The following is a 19,848-nucleotide window of genomic DNA, read 5'->3' on the forward strand; positions in this document are numbered from 1 at the left end:
TTTTTATTCTTCGGTATTTGTACTTTGATGATTTGGTTGTGCTTGTTCATTACGATCCATTTGAGAAGTTGTGGGTTCTTCTTTAGTTTGTGTAGAAGCGTCTGTTGAAGTTGAATGATTGTTCTCGGATTGATTCGATGTCTGGACATCATTTTGAGTTTCAGATTGCGCGCTATTTTGATTTTCTTCATTAGATGATGTATGTTGCGTTTCATTATTATTCTTTGTTTCATTATTTTGTACATCATTATTTCGTTGTCGGTTACTTTGTTCTAATTTACTTTCATTCATTTGTTTTCTTTTAGCTTTTTCTTCATCTGTCATATTATTATAATTATCAACAATACTACCTGTATGTTTATCTACAATAGCTACATAAGGTGTACCAGTACCATAAGCGTCACTTGCTGCATAATCTATATAATACATATCGTCAGTACTTTTACTAGGATTGTAATTAAATTCATTTCTTAAACGATGTCCAAATCCTTGATTTTTATACCAATCATAGACAACATCCTCTGCTTGCTGAGGTGTAAGTTCTTTATTCGAAGAATCGTTTGATTGATTGTCACTAGTTGAATGACTTTCATTTGTAGTCGTTTCATTATTTCCATTGATTCCGTTTTCAGATTGGTTTTGAGTATTCTGTTCGGATGACTGAATACTATTATTATCATTTGGTTGAATATCTTCAGTTTGATTATAATTAGTATTTTCATCATTATCATTTTGTTGTGTATCTGATGAATCTATATTCTTCTCATTATTAGTATTATTATTTTTATTTGAATTATTAGGCGTTTTGTTTTTATTATCACTCTTCTCAGTTTTTTGTTTATCCTCTGAACTATCATTATTTCCGCCTGGTAAATGAATATTTAAATCACAAGCACCCAAAAGTAAAGTAGATGCAACAATACCTGCTAATAAATATTTTCCTCTCATTATCATCAAAACTCCTTATGTATATCTCTTTTAATGATAACATTTTATATTGCATCCCTTAAAGATATTACCCAATACATTTTAAAATCAACTTAATATGTATAATCTGCTCATTTTTTATTACTCGACATAAAAATAACCCCGCAAGCCTTGAGCTTACGGGGTTTAACACTAATTATATATTAGTTTTCGTCTTTAACATATGGTAATAAAGCCATATGACGAGCACGTTTAATAGCTGTAGTCAACATACGTTGATATTTAGCTGAAGTACCAGTTACACGACGTGGTAAAATTTTACCGCGTTCTGAGATAAAACGTTTTAATAATTCAGTGTCTTTATAATCAATATGTGTAATACCATTTGCTGTGAAATAGCATACTTTTTTACGACGACGTCCGCCTCTTCTTGGTCCACCTGCCATGGTTAATTACCTCCTTTTATATTTTTAATCTCATTCTTTCGTTAGAATGGTAAGTCATCATCACTAATATCAATTGGACCATTCGCATTTGCAAATGGGTTATCTGATTGATTATTGTTTGATGCACGATTGTTATTATTATTATAAGATGTATTTTGTCCTGATTGTGAACCACCAAATCCTTGGCCATAATCTTGGAAATCATTATTTCCTTGATGACGTTGTCCACCTTGTGCATTTTTAGGTTCAAGGAATTGAACACTATCCGCTACAACTTCAGTGACAAATATACGACGACCTTCTTGATTTTCATAACTGCGTGATTGTATGCGACCATCAACGCCAGCTAAACTACCTTTTGAAAGATAGTTATTTACGTTTTCTGCTTGTCTTCTAAATACAACAACGTTAATAAAGTCAGCTTCGCGTTCCCCTTGAGCATTCGTGAAAGTACGGTTAACTGCTAGAGTAAATGTCGCTACACTTACGCCTGAGGGAGTACTTCTGTATTCTGGATCCTTAGTTAAACGACCTACTAATACAACTCGATTTATCATTTCAACGCCCCCATTTAATTATTACTTATCTTGGTCTTCACGGATAACGATATAACGGATAATATCGTCATTGATTTTAGCTAAACGTTGGAATTCGTCTGTAGCTCTGTTATTATCTGTTTTAATGCGTACGATGAAGTAGAAGCCTTCTTTGAAATCTTCAATTTCGTAAGCAAGACGGCGTTTACCCCAGTCTTTTTCTTCTAAAACTTCTGATCCTTCTGAAGCTAAGATACCGTTAAAGCGTTCAACAACTGCTTTTTTAGCATCTTCTTCAATGTTAGGACGTACGACATACATAATTTCATATGTTCTCATTTTATAATTGCACCTCCTTGTGGTCTATGCGGCCTATCGAATCCTATCCATAGGCAAGGAATAATTTTCATTACTCACAATCAAGAATTATAGCATAGGTGATTACTTTTTACAATAAATATTATTTGAAATATTTTATCTGAAAGTGGATTGGATTCATCGTATTTTCCCTATAAATTTATATTCAAAATTTAAACATATCTTTTCAAAAGAGAACTGACATTCTATAATATCCTTGAGGTGTAACTATGCAATTAGATTTAGATTGGAATAAAGAGTTTCAAGAGTTTCAAGAAATCTTAAATTGCGGTATCACTCCAGAGTGGCTATACTGTGCAAAAGCTAATATGATTCTTGAGCCAGCATATACTGGAGAAGGTAAACAGTTTTTTAGCACCAAAGATATTATTAAAGCAAGTAAAATTATACCGTTTTTTTAAGATATAACCATAATGATATAACTAAAGCGCGACGTCTATAATAAATAGAGGTCGCGCTTTTTATATTCCTATACATTAAATCGGAAGTGAACAATATCTCCATCTTTCATAATATAATCTTTACCTTCTAAACGTTGTTTACCTGCTTCTTTCGCACCTTGCTCGCCACCATGCTCAACATAGTCGTCATAACTTGTTACTTCGGCACGAATAAAACCACGTTCGAAGTCTGTATGAATGATACCTGCACATTGTGGTGCCGTCATCCCTTGTCTAAATGTCCAAGCACGTACTTCTTGAACACCTGCTGTAAAGTAAGTAGATAATCCTAACAAATCATATGTTGTTCTGATAAGACGATCGAGGCCTGGTTCTTCAATACCTAAGTCTTCTAAAAACATTTCTTTATCTTCATCATCAAGTGTTGCAATTTCTTCCTCAATTTTTGCACTAATGACGATAACTTCAGAATCTTCTTTAGCTGCGTACTCACGAATGGTTTTCACTTTATCATTTTCATCGTCACCAATTTCATCTTCGCCAACGTTTGCAATATATAACATTTTTTTAGATGTTAATAATTGAGCTTGATTTACATATTTTTGATCTTCTTCATTAAAATCTAAACTACGAACTGGATTTCCTTCCTCTAATGCTTCTTTTATTCTAGATAAAATGCGGAACTCCATTTCTGCTGTTTTATCTTTTTGACGTGCCATTTTTTCAATTCGAGGCAAACGTTTCTCTACTGATTCTAAATCAGCTAAAACAAGTTCCATATTAATGACTTCAATATCATCTAAGGGATTTACCCGACCAGCGACGTGTGTCACATTTTCATCATCGAAAGCACGTACTACCTGACAAATAGCGTCTACTTCACGAATATGTGATAAGAATTTATTTCCTAAACCTTCACCTTTTGAAGCACCTTTAACAATACCTGCAATATCTGTGAATTCGAAAGTGGTAGGAATCGTTTTCTTAGGTTCTACCATTTCTGTTAATTTATTTAAACGTGTATCTGGTACTTCTACAATCCCAACATTCGGATCGATCGTAGCGAAAGGATAGTTCGCAGCGAGCGCACCTGCTTTTGTAATTGCATTAAATAGAGTAGACTTACCAACATTAGGCAAACCTACGATACCTGCTGTTAAAGCCATGAATCATTCTCCTAACTTTCTGTATCTTGATGAGATACTAATATTTTTTTTATTTTTTTATCAAACACTTGTCGTGGAATCATAATACTTCTTTGACAATTTTCACATTTAATTCGTATATCCGCACCCATGCGAATAATTTTAAATCGATTTGTTCCACAAGCATGTTGTTTTTTCATTTCTACTATATCATTTATATCATATTTTGGTGTCACAACATTACCCCCAACATTTATTAAGCATCTTGTTTATCAGTACTTCTTACGTACATGGGTTGTGGCAATTTAATACCTTCTTGTACAAACATTTTTTGAATTTCTTTGCGTAAAATTCTAGAACCTGAAGCACCTTCTCCAGGAATAGTTTCTGCTGATATTCTTATGATCACTTTTGTTTCATCTAACCCATCAATTCCTAAAACGACTGGATCAGTAATGAATAAGTAGTATTTACTACGCATTGCTGTAAATAATTTATTTAATTTCTTTTCAACTTTATCTAAATTTTCATCAACTGAGACTGGAATTTCTACAATTGACGTACCATTAGTAATAGAATAGTTAGTAATCTCACCCATACTACCATTTGGTAAAATAGTTAACTCCCCAGTGATGGTATTAATACGCGTTGATCTCAATCCTATAGATTTTACTGTTCCTTCAGCAACTGTAGTACCACCGCTATTAATTTTAACATAATCACCTACATCAAACTGATTTTCAAAAATAATGAAAAATCCAGTAATAATATCTTTGACTATAGTCTGGGCTCCAAAACCAACAGCGATACCTACAACACCGGCACTGGCGATAATCCCATTTACGCTAATTCCGAATTTACTTAATACTGTTGTGAGTACGATAAACCACACAATGTATCTTACAACATTTTTGATAAGGGACACGAGCGTTTTAGAGCGTTTTTTATTTCCTCTATTACTTTTATTTTGAAATTTAAATGCTTCTTCTATCGCTTTATTAATAATTCCAATTACAATTAAGCCTACTAAAATATAAATAATAACCATTGCTAATTTAGTTGCTAAATTTGTATATACCTCGGGTTCTGTTAATGGTTGAAATAGCGATGTTAACACGTTCTTCAACTGATTCATATAGCCCCCTCCTTTTCTATTTAGTCCACATTAAATTTGTATTCCAATTTATTTATTATACAAAAATTCTTCTAAAATTGTATCAGTCTTTTGATTTATCATTTTCTTTTTTATTTTATTAATAGGATACTATTTATTAAGTTTATCTATAATACGTCTAAACTCAGCCTCGGATTTAAACTCAAACACAATTTTCCCAACATTTTTAGATACAGATATATCTATATGAGTTCCAAATTTTTCCTTAAGCGCACGTTCTTGTTTCTGTATGAATTTGGGTTTACTTGGAGTATTTAATTTTTCTTTTTTAGACTGCCCACCGTCTTGAATTTCAGAAACAACTTTCTCTAAATAACGTACACTCCACCCCTCTTTGATTGCTTGTTTACCTATACGTTTCATCGTATTTACATCTTTTAATGCAAGTAAAGTACGTCCATGGGCACCTGACATGCGATGCTCTCTTACAAGCTTAGCAATATCAGAGGGTAAATTTAGTAATCTTAGCATATTAGCAATGTAAGGACGTGATTTTCCTAACCTTTCAGCAACTTTTTGTTGTGTCAGACCAAGATCGTTCATTAATCGTTGATAACTTTCAGCTTCTTCAATTGCATTCAAATCTTCTCTTTGTAAGTTTTCTATAATGGCTAATTCCATCATGTCAGAATCAGAAAGGGATTTTACAATTGCAGGAACTTCCTCTAACCCAGCTAATTTAGAAGCTCGAAAACGTCGTTCTCCTACAACGATATAATATCCATTGATCGTTTTTCTTAAAACAATAGGTTGAAGTATACCATGAGTTGTTATAGAATCTGCTAAATCTTGAAGTTTCTCCTCATCAAATGTTTTTCTAGGTTGATAGGGATTAACTTTAATACTTGAAATTTTAATATGTTGTACGTGTTCATCATTATTTAATTGAATACGTTGATCTTCAATATGGTCCACTCATAGTCCTCCCTTATCTTTAAAGTCATTACTTAATTTTAAAAAAAGCGTGTTATATCTACAAGTCTTATAAACTTTTTTAAGAAAAATTTTACTAGGTAGAAAGTATATATATCAATCATTCAACCGCTTTCTGAATTTATTATTTAATCATAATTTTCAGAAAAGTTGTTGACAAATGTAATTTATGTCTGTAAGCTATGAATTAACTTAAAAAAACACAAATTACACACGGTAATAAGAAAAGTAAAACTTACACTGCAGATACAGAGAGTCTTGTAAGCTGAGAAGAGACATTGAAAGAAAGTTTGAAAATGGCCTTTGAGTGTTGATGCCAATATGAGGTATCAACGGGTTCGCCCGTTATAGCGATACAGTATTAACATTTATTGTTTAATGGCGTACTGGAATCACCGACGTCACTAAATTATCGTTAATACTCATTTATCATTAAAAGTTAAATGAGTTTTTTTATTACAGATATATCTGATACTTTACGATAATGTGTGTCACTTTTTCAAGTACTCCTAAAACATGATGGCGTACTGTTTGAGGTTACTTTAGCAATAAAGTAGCAAACAAAGGTGGTACCACGAAACAAGCTTTCGTCCTTTACATCCGATACATATCGGGTTTAAAGGACGGAAGCTTTTTTTATTTAGAAAATGATAGGAGGATTTGAAATGAAAGATACTCAATTAGCACAAATTTCATTAACAAAGGATTTGACTGGCGCAATTGCTAATCCAATTTACTTATCGACGGCATATCAACATCCTCACCTAGGTCAGTCTACAGGATATGATTACACACGAACGAAAAATCCAACGCGCTCTTCATTTGAAGAAGCATTTGCCAAATTAGAAGGGGGTACAGCTTCATTTGCAACGTCAAGTGGTATGGCAGCAGTTCAACTTATTTGTAACTTATTTAAACCTGGTGATGAAATTTTAGTAGCGTTTGATTTATATGGAGGAACATTTAGATTATTTGATTATTATGAACAACAATACGGTATTCATTTTAAATACGTTGATTTTTTAAATTATGAAGAAGTCGAAAATAGTATAAATAAACACACGAAAGCACTCTTTATCGAACCAATTTCGAATCCTCAAATGATTCAAATTGATGTAGAACCCTATTATATTCTGAGTAAAAAACATCATCTATTAACCATTATTGATAACACGTTTTTAACTCCATACTTATCAACACCTTTAGAACAAGGTGCTGACATTGTTTTACACTCAGCTACAAAATATATAGGTGGTCATAATGATGTACTTGCAGGCGTAGTGACAGTTAAAGATGACACACTTGCTGAACAATTAGGTCAATTTCACAATATGATTGGCGCCACATTGTCTCCACTTGATTGTTACTTGCTTCAAAGAGGTTTGAAAACACTACATCTCAGAATAGAACGATCTCAAGACAATGCACGTCGTCTCGCAAAACGTTGTGAAACATCCGATTCTATTGATGAAGTACTCTATAGTGGAAAAACAGGTATGCTAAGTTTACGTCTTAATAAGGCTTATAGCGTAGCTAAATTTTTAGAAAATTTAGAAATTTGTATTTTTGCAGAAAGTTTAGGAGGAACTGAAACCTTTATTACTTTCCCATATACACAAACACACGTCGACATGCCAGATGATGAAAAAGACAAACGAGGTATTGATGAACATTTAATTCGCTTATCCATTGGTATTGAAGATTATAAGGATATTGAAGCAGATATTATTCAAGCATTAGAAAATTCTAAAGTAGGAGTGATTTCATGAGCTTATCTAAAGAAACAGAAGTGATATTTGATGAACATAGAGGTGTAGATTACGATTCAGCAAACCCACCATTATATGATTCTTCAACTTTCCATCAAAAAGTACTTGGTGGTAACGCAAAATTTGATTATGCCAGAAGTGGTAATCCTAATCGTCAATTATTAGAAGAAAAATTAGCTAAACTTGAAGGCGGTCAATATGGATTTGCTTATGCTTCAGGTATTGCAGCAATATCAGCCGTATTACTCACATTACAAGCTGAAGATCATGTCATTTTACCAGATGATGTGTATGGTGGAACATTTAGACTAACTGAACGTATTTTAAATCGTTTTAATATTAAATTTACGACGGTAAATGCGACTCATCCTGAAGAAATTGAACAGGCCATTCAACCTAATACAAAATTAATTTATATAGAAACACCATCAAATCCATGCTTTAAAATCACTGATATTAAAGCAGTTGCTCATATCGCTAAAAAACATGATTTACTTTTAGCAGTAGATAATACATTTATGACTCCATTAGGTCAATCTCCACTTGCACTTGGTGCTGATATAGTGGTTCATTCTGCAACAAAATTCTTAGGTGGACATAGTGATATTATTGCTGGCGCTGCTATTACAAATCGCAAAGACGTCGCTGAAGCACTTTACCTACTCCAAAATGGAACAGGAACTGCCCTATCTGCACATGATAGTTGGACTTTAGCCAAACATTTAAAAACATTACCTGTTCGTTTTAGACAATCTACATCGAATGCTGAAAAACTTGTAGACTTTTTAAGTCAAAGAAATGAAGTTGCTGAAGTATATTATCCGGGAAATAGTGATTTACATTTATCACAAGCTAAAAGTGGCGGTGCAGTCATTGGCTTTCGTCTAAAAGATGAAACAAAAGCTCAAGCCTTTGTAGATGCGCTAACTTTACCACTTGTATCGGTAAGTTTAGGAGGAGTAGAAACGATTCTCTCACATCCAGCCACAATGTCTCATGCAGCTGTTCCAGAAGAAGTGAGAAACGAACGTGGCATTACATTTGGTCTATTCCGTCTAAGCGTAGGTCTTGAACAACCTGAAGAACTCATAGCTGATATTGACTACGCATTGAAGGAGGCATTTAATGAGTCGATTATTGAATCATTTGAAGAACAACGTTTTAGTAGCTGATGGCGCAATGGGAACAATCCTCTATTCCGAGGGCCTAGATACTTGTCCTGAAGCATATAATCTTACACATCCCAATAAAGTTGAACGTATTCATCGTTCATATATAGAAGCAGGAGCTGATGTCATTCAGACAAATACGTATGGCGCTAACTTTGAAAAATTAAAAGTATTTGGCTTAGAGCATAAAGTAAAAGAAATTCATAAAGCCGCTGTACAAATTGCAAAACGCGCAGCCAATAAAGAGACATTTATCTTAGGAACGGTGGGTGGCTTCAGGGGAATAAAACAAGAAGACTTATCGCTTTCTACTATTCAATATCATACAGACAATCAAATTGATACTTTAATTGAAGAAGGTGTAGATGGTTTACTATTTGAAACCTACTACGATTTAGATGAATTAACGAGTGTGATAACAGCGACACGTCAAAAGTACGATATTCCAATTATCGCACAACTGACCGCTTCCAATACGAATTATCTCGTTGACGGTACAGAAATTAACGAGGCGTTAAAACATCTCATTGAATGTGGCGCAAATGTGGTGGGCTTAAATTGTCACCATGGCCCACATCACATGCAACGCTCATTTTCACATATCGAACTACCAGAACATGCCTATCTCTCATGTTATCCTAATGCGAGCCTACTCGATATTGAAAATAGTGAATTTAAATATAGCGACAATGCTAAATATTTTGGTGATGTTGCACAAGAATTAATTAACGAAGGCGTTCGTTTAATTGGTGGTTGTTGTGGTACTACACCGGAACATATCTCTTACATTAAAGAATCTGTAAAAAATTTAAAACCGATTAAAAATAAAAAAGTTATTCCAATTCATCGAACAATTAATACAAATGCAAAACGTACATTAAAACAAAATTTAACATCAAAAGTAAAACAGAGACCTACTGTGATTGTTGAATTAGACACTCCAAAACATCTCGATACAGAATTGTTCTTTGAGAATATAGGTAAGCTAGATGAAGCACATATTGATGCAGTAACACTCGCAGATAACTCTCTCGCTACTGTAAGAATCAGCAATATCGCTGCTGCAAGTTTAATCAAACAACAATATGATATTGAACCTCTTGTTCATATCACATGTCGCGATCGGAATCTAATTGGTTTACAATCTCATCTACTTGGTCTTTCACTCATCGGTGTTAGTGAAATTTTAGCCATTACAGGAGACCCTTCAAAAGTAGGTCATCTACCAGGCGCAACAAATGTGTATGATGTTAACTCAAAAGGTCTAACAGAACTTGCACTACGATTTAATCAAGGTATTAATGTTGATGGTGATGCGCTGAAGAAACATACCAACTTTAACATCGCCGGGGCGTTCGATCCAAACGTTCGTAAATTAGACGGAGCAGTTAAACGCCTTGAGAAAAAAGTAGCGGCAGGCATGAGTTACTTTATTACCCAACCTGTATATAGTAAAGAAAAAATCAAAGAAGTATATGAAGCAACCAAACATCTTGATACCCCACTTTTTATCGGTATCATGCCTATTGCAAGCTACAATAACGCACTTTTCTTACATAACGAAGTGCCTGGAATTAAAATGTCAGAAGATGTATTAAATCAATTTAAAGCAGTAAAAGATGATAAAGAAAAAACAAAAGAATTAAGTTTGAGACTGTCTAAAGAATTAATCGATACGGTACATGAATACTTTAATGGTTTATATCTCATTACACCTTTCCAACGTATTGATTATTCATTAGAGCTCGCAGCATATTCTAAAGCAATTACCCAAAACAAGGAGGCAATATTATGACAACAATTAAAACTTCAAACTTAGGATTCCCAAGATTAGGTAGAAAAAGAGAATGGAAAAAAGCAATCGAAAGCTATTGGGCTAAAAAAATCGATAAAACTGAATTAGATCAAACATTAACAGACTTACATAAAGAAAATTTATTACTTCAAAAGAATTATAATTTAGACAGTGTACCTGTTGGTGATTTCTCATTATATGACCATATTCTTGATACATCATTACTTTTCAACATTATTCCTGAACGTTTCCAAGGACGTACAGTAGATGATGATTTATTGTTTGATATTGCACGTGGTAATAAAGAATATGTTGCAAGTGCATTAATTAAATGGTTTAACACAAACTATCACTATATTGTTCCTGAATGGGATAATGTTGAACCTAAGGTGAATCGCAATGTATTATTAGACCGTTTTAACTATGCTAAATCAATTAATGTAAATGCACATCCTGTCATTGTTGGTCCAATCACTTTTGTGAAACTTTCTAAAGGTGGTAATCAATCTTTTGAAGAAAAAGTTCAAACATTACTTCCACTATATAAAGAAGTATTACAATCTTTAGTAGATGCAGGTGCTGAATACATTCAAGTCGATGAACCTGTTCTTGTAACAGATGAAAGTGAAAATTATGAAAATATTACTAAAGAGGCTTATGACTACTTTGCTGATGCTGGTTTAGGAGAAAAATTAGTCATACAAACCTATTTTGAACGTGTTAATGTAAAATTCTTAAGCCGTTTACCAGTGGCTGGTCTTGGTTTAGATTTTGTTCATGATCACGGTTATAACTTAGAACAAATTAAAGCAGGAGATTTCGATAAATCTAAAACATTATATGCTGGTATTATTGACGGTCGTAATGTTTGGGCTGCAGATATTGAAGCGAAAAAAGAATTAATCGAAACTTTACAACCTTATACTAAAGCAATTGTAATTCAACCTTCCTCTTCATTATTACACGTTCCGGTATCATTAGATGATGAAACATTAGATACATCAATTGAAGAAGGCTTAAGCTTTGCTACTGAAAAATTAGATGAGTTAGATGCATTACGTCGATTATTTAATAATAATGATAATAAAAAATATGATGAGTTAAAAGCACGCTATGAACGATTCCAAAGTCAATCATTCAAAAACCTTGAATATGATTTTGATAGCGTACCAACCAGTCGTAAATCTGATTTTAAAGACCGTAAAAAAGCACAAGACGCTCGTTTACATTTACCAGATTTACCAACAACAACGATCGGCTCATTCCCTCAAACAAGAGAAGTACGTAAATACCGTGCAGACTGGAAAAATAATCGAATTTCAGACGAAGAATATAACAACTTCTTAGAAAATGAAATCGCACGTTGGATTAAAATCCAAGAAGAGATTGGCTTAGATGTACTTGTACACGGTGAATTCGAACGTAATGACATGGTTGAATTCTTCGGTGAAAAACTTCAAGGTTTCTTAGTCACAAAATTTGGATGGGTTCAATCTTATGGTTCACGTGCTGTAAAACCACCAGTCATTTATGGAGATGTAAAATGGACTGCACCTTTAACAGTTAAAGAAACTGTTTATGCACAAAGCTTAACTGATAAACCTGTTAAAGGTATGTTAACTGGTCCAGTCACTATCTTAAACTGGTCATTCGAACGTGTAGATGTTCCTCGTAAAGTCGTTCAAGATCAAATTGCCTTAGCTATTGACGAAGAAGTATTAGCACTTGAAGAAGCAGGTATTAGCGTCATTCAAGTAGATGAACCAGCATTACGTGAAGGTTTACCATTACGTTCTGAATACCATGAACAATACCTTGCTGATGCGGTAAATTCATTTAAACTTGCAACATCTTCAGTCCAAGATGAAACACAAATTCATACGCATATGTGTTATTCTCAATTTGGTCAAATCATTCATGCAATTCATGACTTAGATGCAGATGTTATTTCAATTGAAACATCACGTAGCCATGGTGATTTAATCAAAGACTTTGAAGATATTAACTATGATTTAGGTATTGGATTAGGTGTATATGATATTCATAGTCCACGTATTCCTACTGAAGAAGAAATTGCAACAGCAATTGATCGTTCTTTACAACAAATTGACCGTTCTTTATTCTGGGTTAACCCTGACTGTGGTCTAAAAACACGTAAAGAAGACGAAGTGAAAGATGCCTTAACAGTACTTGTAAATACTGTTCGTAAAAAACGTGAAGAAAAAAATAAACCTGTCGCATAAGATAAAGATAAACATGTGAGGGAGAAATTGAGTTTTCTCCCTCTTTTATTCTTATATTAGACTTTCGAGGTGAAACATATGACAAATTATCCATTGTGGGACCAATTACAACAATTAAAAACAGCAGAATGGGTAGATTTAACCCATACTTTCGATCCAGACATTCCACGATTTAGTGAATTTGAAAAAGGCCAAGTATCCACATTATTTACAGTCAAAGAACATGGCTTTTATGTACAACGTTGGAATATCGTTACACAATACGGCACACACATTGACGCACCGATACATTTTGTAGAGAATAAACGTTATCTTGAGGATCTTGATTTAAAAGAATTAGTCTTACCACTTATCGTGTTAGATTATTCAAAAGAAGTAAAAAATAATGATGACTTTATCGTGACACGCCAACATTTAGAACAGTGGGAAGCGGAGAATGGGCGCATTGAAGAAGGTACCTTTGTTGCTTTACGTACAGATTGGTCAAAACGTTGGCCAAATATTGAACAATTCGAAAATAGAGATGCTGATGGTAACCAACATTTACCAGGTTGGGGACTAGATGCTTTAAAATTCTTAATTGAAGAACGCGGTGTAAAATCGATTGGTCATGAAACATTCGATACAGATGCATCAGTAGATACAGCTAAAAATGGCGATATTGTTGGAGAACGTTATATACTTGGACAAGATACCTTCCAACTTGAACTCTTAACAAACCTAGACCAATTGCCTACGCGTGGCGCAGTCATTTATGCAATTAGTCCCAAACCGAAAGATGCGCCAGGTTTCCCTGTCCGTGCATTTGCTATCAAACCATCTTAAATATAAGTGATATGTTGATAATGAGCGATCAAATTTATCACTTTCCTATATAATATATAACATCCTGATACTAAAGTACTTGAGCAAGACGAAGTATCAGGATGTGTTGTTATTTATATTCATTTTCATATTCTTCTCTCAACACACTATACACATAACTATCTGAGGATTTCCCTTGTACACGTTCATCACTTCTCAATATACCCTCTTGTGTGAATCCACGAATACCATACATAATTATCATCATTGCTTAATTTTGTTGAGCTAAACCTAAAGTTAAAAATCCAACATGAAAAATAATCCATATTATAAATGCTAAAGTCATCAGTCGACGTGGACTAAATACTTCTGCTAGTACTCCAGACATCCATGAAGCCAGTGCTACTATTAATCCATATATAGCTATAACTCTACCTGCTTGTGAATCACTATATCCAAGCCCGACAATATACTTAGACAAAAATGCTTGTTCAAATCTATCACCTGTTATAAATATAGCTACCGCTACATAACCCCAATTAATACTCTAGGTAATCCTAAAAGCTGACGATTTTGTTTAGTTAAATCATTAGTCACAATAATTCCACTTTCTCCCTTTGCTTATTTGTGATTTCTTTAAAGTTGTTCGTTAGCAAGACGTTCTATAGGAAGTCCTTTTTTAAAACGTTCAATATAACGATTAAAGCTTTCTATTTCTTTTTCATTTGGTTCAATTTTGATGGACTCAGTATCTTTAAAAGCAATTTCATTAAGATAACTAGATAAATTTACATCGTTTTCTGCTACAAGATACCTAGCTAAAACAGCAATCCCCCATGCTCCACCTTCACCAGCTGTTTGCATAACACTAACAGGACTTTGCATTGCTGCTGCTAAAAATGTTTGAGCAACTTTTTTGGTTTTGAATATACCTCCGTGCCCATATATTGAATGAATTTCAATATCTTCATTTTCTTTTAATAAATCAATACCAATTTTTAATGTACTAAATGCACTATATATATGAGTCTTCATTAAATTGGCTAAATTGAATGAACTATCTATCGATCGTACTAACATAGGGTAACCCTGTTGAATCTCTGTAATAAATTCTCCAGATATATATCCATATGAAAGTAATTTCCCAAGTTTATCATCACCATTTAAAGCGGTTTCAAATAATTTTGTAAAAAGCTCACTTTTTTCATATTTGATATCCATTACTTCTAATACTTCTCCAAATAAATCAACCCATGCGTTAATATCAGATGTGCAATTATTCGCATGTATCATGGCTACTTCATAGCCATCTGGCGTTGTGACAATATCCACTTCTGGATAAATATTTTTTAAAGATTTGTCTAATACAATCATTGAAAAGATACTTGTTCCTGCAGATATATTACCAGTCTTTGGAGCTACGCTATTTGTAGCTACCATCCCAGTTGCAGCATCAGCTTCTGGAGCACACATAGGACAACCTGCTTCTAATTGACCATTTGGATCAATAAGTTTTGCTCCTGTTTCTGTTAAATAACCTGCATTTTCACCTGCTACCACAACTTTTGGTAATATTTCTAAAATGTCTTGATGATATCCCAATTCAGAAAAAAGTTGATTAAATTTTTTAGCCATATCTTTTCGATACTCTTTAGTTTCTACATCAACAGGAAACATGCCTGAAGCATCACCTATACCTAATACTTTTTCATCCGTTAAGTACCAATGAATATAACCAGCAAGTGTTGTCATGTAATCTACTTTAGCAACATGAGACTCATTATTTATAGCTGATTGATATAATTGAGCTATGCTCCATCTTTCTGGAATATTTACTTGAAATGATTCTCTTAAAATCTTAGCCGCCTGATTAGCATTATTATTACGCCAAGTTCGAAATGGAACGAGCAAATCTTCTTGTTGATCAAATACTAAATAACCATGCATCATCCCACTAATGCCTAATGATTTAATTTTTTTAACTGTAGCCCCATATTGTTCTTTTATGACTTTAGTCATTTCACTATAGCTTTTTTGTAAACCTATCCATGCATCATTCATAGAATATGTCCAGTATCCATCTTGATATGTATTTTCCCAACCAAATGTTCCTGTAGCTAATGTTTTACAGTTGTCATCAATTGCTACCGTTTTTATTCTAGTTGAACCAAACTCAATACCAATAGTTAAATTACCTTCTTCAACAAATTTTTTTATTGAAGATTTATTCATTTTATACACCTTCTATAAAGTTAATGAAAACGCTTATTTATTCAATGCTATCAAAAAAGTATATAGCAAATAAGTATTTTTTATGAAATATTAAAAGATGGAGTTAGTTAATATAAGTTACTATTTAAAATGAACAACATATCATCAAACTGACATTTTTTATAATTAGGTGGTTAATTATAATACTCATGTCTTAGTAAACTATACACATAACTATCTGAGAATTCCCCTTGTAAACGTTCTTCACTTCTCAATATCCCTTCTTGTGTGAATCCAAGTCTTATTGGTATAGCTCGGCTTTTCTTATTTTTAGTAGACATTCGTATTTCAATACGATTAATATCATATTCTTCGTATACGTATTGAATAAGTGCTTTAGTACATAGCGTCATAATTCCTTTTTTCTGAGCATCTTCGGCCAAATAATAACCAATCGACGTGCGTTTGTTAACTAAGTCTAAATAATGTAAGCCAATGACTCCTACAAGTTTCTGATCATACCAAATGCCACAATGGAATCCATCTCCACGCGCAAATTGTTGTAAGGCCGAATGAATAAACTTCTTACTGTGTTCAACCTCAGTTGTGTACGCTACAAATGGCAAGAACTCCCCTAGAGACTCACGATTACTATCTACTAATTTAAAAAGTTGATCCGCTTCTCGTTCTTCTAATATTTTTAATTTTAAGTGGTCATTAATTTGATATCCAAACATAATTAAAACCTCCTATATTTTCAAAATATTCGATAAATTATAAGTATAATAACATAATTACATACATTAAAAACATAAACTTATTAAATATTTGTAAAATTTTAAACTTATTCATTATTCTTTTAACGATATATGTTATTTATACATCTGTTTTATTAAATTTGAAAGGAGTTAAATACATGGAAAACAAATCTAAACAGTTTTCAAATGTATTTATTTTTGCTTCAGTTATTGTAGGGTTACTGGTAATTATTGGAGCCATCTTCCCTAATCAATTTGGTTCAATTTCTGGAGCAATCGGAAGTTTTATTACAGAAACGTTTGGTTGGTACTATATGCTACTTATTAGCATTATTCTGATATTTTGTATCACACTTATTTTTCATCCAATTGGAAAGCTTAAGTTAGGAAAACCTGATGATAAACCAGAATTTAATACCATTTCATGGTTAACAATGCTATTTAGTGCAGGTATGGGTATTGGACTTGTATTCTATGGATCTTCTGAGCCCATTTCACATTATCTATCGCCACCAACAGCGAGTAAAGAAACAGAAGCTGCTCTAGCTGAAGCCATGCGTTCAAGTTTCTTACATTATGGACTACATCCTTGGGCAGTTTACGGTATTGTTGCATTAGCTCTTGCATATACACAGTTTAGAAAAAATGACTTAGGACTCATTTCTCGTACATTACGTCCTATTTTCGGAAATAAAGTAGAAGGTCCATTAGGTACTGTTGTAGATGTTTTAGCCGTTTTTGCTACTATTATTGGGGTTGCAGTGTCACTTGGTGTTGGCGCCATGCAAATTAACGGTGGTTTAAATTATTTATTTGGAGTGCCAAACAATAAACTTATTCAAGGCATTATTATTCTTATTGTTACAGTTTTATTCTTAATTAGTGCTTGGAGTGGTTTAAGCAAAGGTATTCAGTATTTAAGTAATTTAAATATGCTTTTAGCTGCGATGTTACTTATTATTATTCTAATTGTAGGTCCTACAATTTTAATTATGAATATGTTTACATCCTCAATTGGTGAATATTTGAATACACTTATTTTTAATAGCTTTGATGTTGCTCCACTTAACTCACTAAAACATGAATGGTTACAGTCATGGACTATTTATTATTGGGGCTGGTGGGTCACCATTTGTAGGTATCTTCATTGCCCGTATTTCAAAAGGTCGTTCGATTCGTGAATTCGTTATCGCAGTATTAGGCGTTCCTACAATTATTAGTATGCTATGGTTTACAGCCTTCGGTATTACTGGTATTGAAATTGGTAAGCAATCTAAACATATCTTTAGTATGCCACCTGAAACACAATTATTTGGTATTTTCAATGAGATGCCTATGGGTGCAATTTTATCGTTTATCGCTATTATCTTAGTAGGCTCATTCTTTATTACATCCGCAGACTCAGCTACATTTGTATTAGGTATGCAAACATCATTTGGTCGTTTAAATCCATCCGGTTTTGTTAAGATTGTTTGGGGCGTCATGTTATCAGCGATTGCCTACGTACTTTTACTATCTGGTGGATCGACAGGTCTAGATGCTCTGCAATCAGCTGCTATTATTTCAGCATTACCATTTAGTTTTGTTGTTATTTTAATGATGATTTCATTTTTCAAAGATGCAAATCAAGAAAGAAAACTCTTAGGTTTAACCTTACAACCTGATCATCAACGTAAAAAGGACTATATTAAACATAACACAAACCAACAATCTAAAATGAAATAAGACAGAACCGGAGACATCATTAAATGTCTCCGGTTTTATATATATTAGTAGTCGATGATTGAATTGAAAAATGCATTTGTCACAAGCTTTTTTCAAGCTTAGTCCTCTTTTTGGAGACGACAAATTCAAAATAAATTCTAACTACTCTTGTAGTTTGTATAGGATAAAAACTCTACTATAAAATAAAAGGTCACAGCGAATTGAAGACATTCGTTGTGACTTTATTTTTAAAATGTTCCTGGATTGAAGTTAGTTTTCCATTCATTAAATGGCCAATATCTCCAAACGACTTTACCTACAAGTTGTTTTTTATCTACTAGACCTACAACATCAAATCGGCTATCTATACTATTTTGTCTATTATCTCCTAAAACTAAATATTTATCTTTAGGAAGTTTCATTTCACCATTTGAACCTTTAATTTGGCTTGATTTAAATGAGCCTGTTAAATATTGACCTTGTTTATGTTTCTTATTGTAATCTAAATACGGTTCAGACACTTTTTTATTATTTACATATAATTGGTCTCCCTTATATTCTACTGTATCCCCTGGTGTGCCAATCACACGTTTAATAAAATCACGTTTTGAATCTTCATGAAATACAACGACATCACCATTATCAATGTGATTCATAGATTTAGAAATTTTACTTACAATCACTTTATTGCGATCTTGAAACGTTGGATGCATTGAAGATCCAGATACTGTATAAGATTCGCCAATAAACTTTGTTACTACAATAACAACCAGTAGCCCCACTACAATGGATATAACCCACTCCATGATTTCTCGTTTCACATTTCATCCCGCCTATCATCTTTTCTTATTCTCGATTACTTCTACTCTATCATACATACTTTTCAAACACGTTTCATTCTTCTTACGACTGATTTTTATTTAAATCTTTCACATTCGTAAGATACACCTCTTACTTTGTAAGGTTAGATAAAGGCACCGCTTCATTCACCCTTTTAAAATAAGAAGTGTAATAGAGATAAGGAGTGATGAGATTGAAATTATTATTAAGAATCATATTAACTATTCTTGTCATTATTGTAGTAATTATAGGTGGTTTATTTGGATTAAACGCATATTCAGACCAACATCCTAACAATCGTTCTATCAATGATTGGAATAAACTAAATCCCTTAGCACCAACGCATGAGTATTATGTTAAGACTCAAAAACCATCAAAAGTGGAAGTCGTTGATAAGGAAAAAGACTTCTATATCTACCATTACAATCAAACAGGTTACACCAAAGATGGTAAAGCTAAAAACATTGATTATACAGCGTCTAAAAAATTAAAACAACATCATTACTTAGTTGTAAGCGAAAAATCTCACACAATTACATCATATAAAGAAGTAAAACAATCAGACATTCCAACTAAAGCGAAAGAAAAATTATAAAACTTACAAGGAGTATGATA

General features: G+C 33.1%; 18 protein-coding genes and 3 pseudogenes. 8 read left to right on the plus strand and 13 right to left on the minus strand.

Annotated features, from left to right (window positions below; genetic code table 11):
* Positions 1–3: 3 nt before the first annotated feature.
* The 4 genes from MHI13_RS10950 to rpsF form a co-directional block, all read right to left on the minus strand.
* Positions 4–948 (minus strand): hypothetical protein, encoded by a 945-nt coding sequence (locus MHI13_RS10950; protein WP_048762530.1) that lies wholly within the window; start codon positions 946–948, stop codon positions 4–6.
* Between the two features lie 182 nt (positions 949–1,130).
* Positions 1,131–1,373 carry a 30S ribosomal protein S18 gene (rpsR, locus tag MHI13_RS10955; RefSeq protein ID WP_002447994.1) on the minus strand — a complete coding sequence of 81 codons (243 nt, stop codon included), beginning with the start codon at positions 1,371–1,373 and terminating at the stop codon, positions 1,131–1,133.
* 41 nt (positions 1,374–1,414) lie between these two features.
* On the minus strand, positions 1,415–1,930 hold the full coding sequence (gene ssb, locus MHI13_RS10960; RefSeq protein ID WP_002447969.1) for a single-stranded DNA-binding protein: 516 nt from the start codon (positions 1,928–1,930) through the stop codon (positions 1,415–1,417).
* 21 nt (positions 1,931–1,951) lie between these two features.
* Positions 1,952–2,248, minus strand: a complete 297-nt coding sequence (gene rpsF, locus MHI13_RS10965) for a 30S ribosomal protein S6 (RefSeq protein ID WP_002447961.1) — start codon at positions 2,246–2,248, stop codon at positions 1,952–1,954.
* A 248-nt stretch (positions 2,249–2,496) separates the two neighbouring features.
* Between rpsF and MHI13_RS10970 the strand changes: the two genes are divergently transcribed.
* Positions 2,497–2,688 carry a hypothetical protein gene (locus MHI13_RS10970; RefSeq protein ID WP_048762495.1) on the plus strand — a complete coding sequence of 64 codons (192 nt, stop codon included), beginning with the start codon at positions 2,497–2,499 and terminating at the stop codon, positions 2,686–2,688.
* A gap of 68 nt (positions 2,689–2,756) precedes the next feature.
* On the opposite strand, the gene ychF is transcribed toward MHI13_RS10970, so the two are convergent.
* The 4 genes from ychF to MHI13_RS10990 all read right to left on the minus strand — a co-directional run bounded on the left by ychF (position 2,757) and on the right by MHI13_RS10990 (position 5,922).
* A complete protein-coding gene (gene ychF, locus MHI13_RS10975) occupies positions 2,757–3,854 on the minus strand; it encodes a redox-regulated ATPase YchF (RefSeq protein WP_002447976.1) in 1,098 nt (365 codons plus the stop codon).
* A gap of 11 nt (positions 3,855–3,865) precedes the next feature.
* A complete protein-coding gene (locus MHI13_RS10980) occupies positions 3,866–4,069 on the minus strand; it encodes a DUF951 domain-containing protein (RefSeq protein ID WP_048762499.1) in 204 nt (67 codons plus the stop codon).
* A gap of 20 nt (positions 4,070–4,089) precedes the next feature.
* Entirely contained in the window at positions 4,090–4,968 is an 879-nt protein-coding gene (locus tag MHI13_RS10985; RefSeq protein WP_049379440.1) for a mechanosensitive ion channel family protein, read from the minus strand.
* Positions 4,969–5,097: 129 nt separating this feature from the next.
* Complete coding sequence (locus MHI13_RS10990; RefSeq protein WP_017175669.1) at positions 5,098–5,922, minus strand: ParB/RepB/Spo0J family partition protein; 825 nt, start codon at positions 5,920–5,922, stop codon at positions 5,098–5,100.
* A 683-nt stretch (positions 5,923–6,605) separates the two neighbouring features.
* Here MHI13_RS10990 and MHI13_RS10995 point away from each other — a divergent pair.
* From MHI13_RS10995 to MHI13_RS11015, 5 genes are all read left to right on the plus strand, one after another.
* On the plus strand, positions 6,606–7,709 hold the full coding sequence (locus tag MHI13_RS10995; protein WP_048762504.1) for a PLP-dependent transferase: 1,104 nt from the start codon (positions 6,606–6,608) through the stop codon (positions 7,707–7,709).
* Entirely contained in the window at positions 7,706–8,881 is a 1,176-nt protein-coding gene (metC, locus tag MHI13_RS11000; RefSeq protein ID WP_049415065.1) for a cystathionine beta-lyase MetC, read from the plus strand. The genes MHI13_RS10995 and metC overlap by 4 nt, the downstream gene beginning before the upstream one ends.
* A complete protein-coding gene (locus tag MHI13_RS11005) occupies positions 8,835–10,673 on the plus strand; it encodes a bifunctional homocysteine S-methyltransferase/methylenetetrahydrofolate reductase (RefSeq protein ID WP_054105613.1) in 1,839 nt (612 codons plus the stop codon). The genes metC and MHI13_RS11005 overlap by 47 nt, the downstream gene beginning before the upstream one ends.
* Positions 10,670–12,916, plus strand: a complete 2,247-nt coding sequence (gene metE, locus MHI13_RS11010; protein WP_054105614.1) for a 5-methyltetrahydropteroyltriglutamate--homocysteine S-methyltransferase — start codon at positions 10,670–10,672, stop codon at positions 12,914–12,916. The genes MHI13_RS11005 and metE overlap by 4 nt, the downstream gene beginning before the upstream one ends.
* A gap of 78 nt (positions 12,917–12,994) precedes the next feature.
* Positions 12,995–13,741: a cyclase family protein gene (locus tag MHI13_RS11015; RefSeq protein WP_054105615.1), complete on the plus strand. Its 747-nt coding sequence runs from the start codon at positions 12,995–12,997 to the stop codon at positions 13,739–13,741.
* Between the two features lie 109 nt (positions 13,742–13,850).
* Here the strand turns inward: MHI13_RS11015 and MHI13_RS11020 are convergent.
* The 4 genes and pseudogenes from MHI13_RS11020 to MHI13_RS11035 all read right to left on the minus strand — a co-directional run.
* Positions 13,851–13,961 (minus strand): annotated as a pseudogene (locus MHI13_RS11020) (GNAT family N-acetyltransferase); the annotation flags it as partial.
* Between the two features lie 33 nt (positions 13,962–13,994).
* Positions 13,995–14,317 (minus strand): annotated as a pseudogene (locus MHI13_RS11025) (MFS transporter); the annotation flags it as partial.
* Positions 14,318–14,356: 39 nt separating this feature from the next.
* Positions 14,357–15,952, minus strand: coding sequence for a xylulokinase (locus tag MHI13_RS11030; RefSeq protein ID WP_070548144.1), 1,596 nt, complete (start codon positions 15,950–15,952; stop codon positions 14,357–14,359).
* A gap of 173 nt (positions 15,953–16,125) precedes the next feature.
* Positions 16,126–16,668 carry a GNAT family N-acetyltransferase gene (locus MHI13_RS11035; protein WP_070653992.1) on the minus strand — a complete coding sequence of 181 codons (543 nt, stop codon included), beginning with the start codon at positions 16,666–16,668 and terminating at the stop codon, positions 16,126–16,128.
* A 179-nt stretch (positions 16,669–16,847) separates the two neighbouring features.
* Between MHI13_RS11035 and MHI13_RS11040 the strand changes: the two are divergent.
* Positions 16,848–18,414 (plus strand): annotated as a pseudogene (locus MHI13_RS11040) (BCCT family transporter).
* 227 nt (positions 18,415–18,641) lie between these two features.
* Here the strand turns inward: MHI13_RS11040 and lepB are convergent.
* Entirely contained in the window at positions 18,642–19,214 is a 573-nt protein-coding gene (gene lepB, locus MHI13_RS11045; RefSeq protein ID WP_017175636.1) for a signal peptidase I, read from the minus strand.
* A 206-nt stretch (positions 19,215–19,420) separates the two neighbouring features.
* On the opposite strand from lepB, the gene MHI13_RS11050 reads away from it, so the two are divergent.
* The gene (locus tag MHI13_RS11050; RefSeq protein ID WP_037541632.1) at positions 19,421–19,828 is read left to right on the plus strand and encodes a YxeA family protein; all 408 of its coding nucleotides are present in this window, start codon (positions 19,421–19,423) and stop codon (positions 19,826–19,828) included.
* The last annotated feature ends 20 nt before the right edge of the window (positions 19,829–19,848 follow it).

The sequence above is a fragment of the Staphylococcus sp. FSL K6-0223 genome (assembly GCF_038008285.1).

Excerpts from the sequence above, each read along its gene's own strand:
- MHI13_RS10950 (WP_048762530.1), bottom strand. The coding sequence starts at position 948 with ATGAGAGGAAAATATTTATTAGCAGGTATTGTTGCATCTACTTTACTT.
- rpsR (WP_002447994.1), bottom strand. The coding sequence starts at position 1,373 with ATGGCAGGTGGACCAAGAAGAGGCGGACGTCGTCGTAAAAAAGTATGC.
- ssb (WP_002447969.1), bottom strand. The coding sequence starts at position 1,930 with ATGATAAATCGAGTTGTATTAGTAGGTCGTTTAACTAAGGATCCAGAA.
- rpsF (WP_002447961.1), bottom strand. The coding sequence starts at position 2,248 with ATGAGAACATATGAAATTATGTATGTCGTACGTCCTAACATTGAAGAA.
- MHI13_RS10970 (WP_048762495.1), top strand. The coding sequence starts at position 2,497 with ATGCAATTAGATTTAGATTGGAATAAAGAGTTTCAAGAGTTTCAAGAA.
- ychF (WP_002447976.1), bottom strand. The coding sequence starts at position 3,854 with ATGGCTTTAACAGCAGGTATCGTAGGTTTGCCTAATGTTGGTAAGTCT.
- MHI13_RS10985 (WP_049379440.1), bottom strand. The coding sequence starts at position 4,968 with ATGAATCAGTTGAAGAACGTGTTAACATCGCTATTTCAACCATTAACA.
- MHI13_RS10995 (WP_048762504.1), top strand. The coding sequence starts at position 6,606 with ATGAAAGATACTCAATTAGCACAAATTTCATTAACAAAGGATTTGACT.
- metC (WP_049415065.1), top strand. The coding sequence starts at position 7,706 with ATGAGCTTATCTAAAGAAACAGAAGTGATATTTGATGAACATAGAGGT.
- MHI13_RS11005 (WP_054105613.1), top strand. The coding sequence starts at position 8,835 with ATGAGTCGATTATTGAATCATTTGAAGAACAACGTTTTAGTAGCTGAT.
- metE (WP_054105614.1), top strand. The coding sequence starts at position 10,670 with ATGACAACAATTAAAACTTCAAACTTAGGATTCCCAAGATTAGGTAGA.
- MHI13_RS11015 (WP_054105615.1), top strand. The coding sequence starts at position 12,995 with ATGACAAATTATCCATTGTGGGACCAATTACAACAATTAAAAACAGCA.
- MHI13_RS11030 (WP_070548144.1), bottom strand. The coding sequence starts at position 15,952 with ATGAATAAATCTTCAATAAAAAAATTTGTTGAAGAAGGTAATTTAACT.
- MHI13_RS11035 (WP_070653992.1), bottom strand. The coding sequence starts at position 16,668 with ATGTTTGGATATCAAATTAATGACCACTTAAAATTAAAAATATTAGAA.
- MHI13_RS11050 (WP_037541632.1), top strand. The coding sequence starts at position 19,421 with ATGAGATTGAAATTATTATTAAGAATCATATTAACTATTCTTGTCATT.